A 2,325-nucleotide genomic window follows, 5' to 3' on the forward strand; every position below is an offset into this window, starting at 1 on the left:
TGAGGGCTTCCGTCCTCGGCCAGCCTCTCCAGGGCCATCGGGTCCCCCCGCAGGAAGCCCCTCAGCGCCCGCTCGTCCTCGCAGATCGCCTGCGGCAGGGCCGCAACGCCCGTAACCCCGTTCCACGCGGCGTAGGATTGATTTTTCCAGTCCGACGACCAGGGCCTCAGGTCCGAGAAGAACAAGAGCCGCGGCCTGAGCGCCAGAAGCGGGACGACGACGTCCCCGCTTTCCGTCTCCCTGCGGCTCCGCACCAGCTCGTCGCGGGCCATCAACTCGGCCCTGTAGGCGGAAGCGACCCCAAGGTCCCCGATCAGGGCGACGAAATTGGAGCTCAGGAGGAGGCACAGGCCCAGGAGTCCCCAACGCCAACGGAAGAGGCGGGAGGAGCGCAGCCGTTCGAGCGTCCCCTCCTGCCGATAGCCGAAGGCCCACAGAAGCCCCCACGCGGCCCCCATCAGCCAGAGCGTCAGGCTCACTGCGCGTTCGGGTAGCCCAACCCCCGTTCCCCATCCGGCGACGGCCTGCATCAGCGGCGCGATCAGGGCCGTGAGCAGGACGACGTGCCATGCTTTGAGGCGGGAGGTCACGCGGCCGTCGAGGGGCGGGACGGCCTGAGCGATGGTGGGCAGGAAGAGCGGGAAGGTCCAGACGATGGGGGCCGTGAAGAACCTGAGGGCCGTCATGAGGCCGAAGAGCCCGGCGACGCCCAGAGTTCTGATCAGCCTTGGGAAAAAAGCGACCGTCGCCGTGCCTCCCATGCGGATCGTCGTCCCCGGCGCCAGGAGCATCACGAGGAAAGCCAGCAGGGCGGCGAGCAGGAAGACGGCGGCCCGCTTTGCCTTCGCCGCTGCACCGATGGACAGAAAGTAAAGCGCCGCAAGAAAGGCCAGGACGACCTGCATCACGCTGACGGGCTCGAGGAGGGTCCCGTTCAGGAGCAACAGGAATGTGCAGCTCCAGGAGTTTACCCCCATGCCGTTCTCCCGGAATGCCCGGCCCGCCAGGGCCAGCGCAAGGAGCGAGAGGGCGGTCGCCCAGGTGTAGGGCATCCCGCTCAGCCAGTAAAGGGTCTCGTTCAAGGCGGGCAGGGCGGATAGGGACGCGGCGCACAGCAAAAGAGAACAGGCCGTCTTATCCCTGGCGGAGAGCCCCGGCACGAGGCTGTGTGCGCAGAAGTAGAGGGACCCCAGGGACAGCAGCACCGTCGTGAGGGGCAGGAGGCCGTAGAGGGGTCCCGTGCTCCAGGGGGCGGCCAGGGCGAGCAAAAACGTGTTGAAGGCCCTCCCGGTCCACTGGAGGTAAAACTGCCTCTGCATGTTGAAGAAGCCCTGCTCCAGAAAGGCGTTAGCGAAGTTGTAGTCGTCGGCGGAGGGGCGGGCGTAGAGGCCGAGCCAGCAAAAGAGGGCGATGTAGAGCGCGCAGAGGAGGGCGAGGGCCGTCCTCTGCGCGTCGTGCGGCTGCCGTGGGGTGTTCATGGCTTTCGCCTCCCGCACAGCGGGACCGCGGAACCCCCGAAAGGGGGGATCGCCCTCTCTCCGCTTCTTCGAGTGAGCGTCTTGAGTTCCCAGCATCTTTTCGGAGCCCCTGTGCTGCGGGAAATTTCCCCCGCCTCAGCGCCTCAGGGCGAGGCCCCTGCCGACCGGCTCCGTCTTGAAGCGGCCGATGAGCTCGCTCAGCTGCTCTGCTGTCTCCGCCATGCTGCGGGAGGCCTGTTCGATGCTCTTTGCGGCGTCCGCCGTCCCGGAGGCCGCCTGACCGATCTCCTTCTGGACGCCCACGATCTCCCCGATGGAGTTCGTCACGCCCTGGACGGAGGCGGTCATCTCCTCCGCGGACGCAGCCTGTTCCTCGGAGACCGCCGCGACGTTCTGGATCGAGTCGTTCAAGTGGTTCGTGGCGTTCAGAACCCCCTGCAGCTCCTTGTCGACCGCCTCGGCGCTGCCGAGGAGCTCGGAGAGGTTCTGGGCCATCTCCTTCGTCGCGGAGAGCGATCCGCCTGAACGCTCCTGAAGGTCCTGGATCAGTTTGCTGACCTCGTTGGCGGCGTTCCCGGACTCCTCGGCCAGCTTGCGGACCTCCTCCGCCACGACGGCGAAGCCGCGCCCCGCCTCGCCCGCCCGTGCCGCTTCGATCGCGGCGTTGAGGGCCAGGAGGTTCGTCTGGTCCGCGATCGACGTGATGGAGCTCACGAAGCCGGAGATGGCCTCCACCGACTGCGCCAGGTGGCCGATCTGCTCCATCGTCTCCTCGGACTTCTCCTCCGCCAGCTTCATGCCCTCGACGATCCGGCCCACGCTGTGGACTCCCTCCGTCGTCCCGGTG

The 2,325-nt window shown here is 67.4% G+C and carries 2 protein-coding genes; both read right to left on the reverse strand.

Going from position 1 to position 2,325, the window contains the following annotated elements; translation table 11 throughout:
* Positions 1–1,478, reverse strand: a 1,478-nt coding sequence (locus tag SY1_RS10060; RefSeq protein WP_208873685.1) for a DUF6056 family protein, incomplete at its 3' end; no start/stop codon positions are given.
* Positions 1,479–1,613: 135 nt separating this feature from the next.
* Positions 1,614–2,325, reverse strand: a 712-nt coding sequence (locus SY1_RS10065; protein ID WP_243440659.1) for a methyl-accepting chemotaxis protein, incomplete at its 5' end; no start/stop codon positions are given.

It is taken from the genome of Fretibacterium fastidiosum, assembly GCF_000210715.1.
Classification (GTDB): domain Bacteria; phylum Synergistota; class Synergistia; order Synergistales; family Aminobacteriaceae; genus Fretibacterium; species Fretibacterium fastidiosum.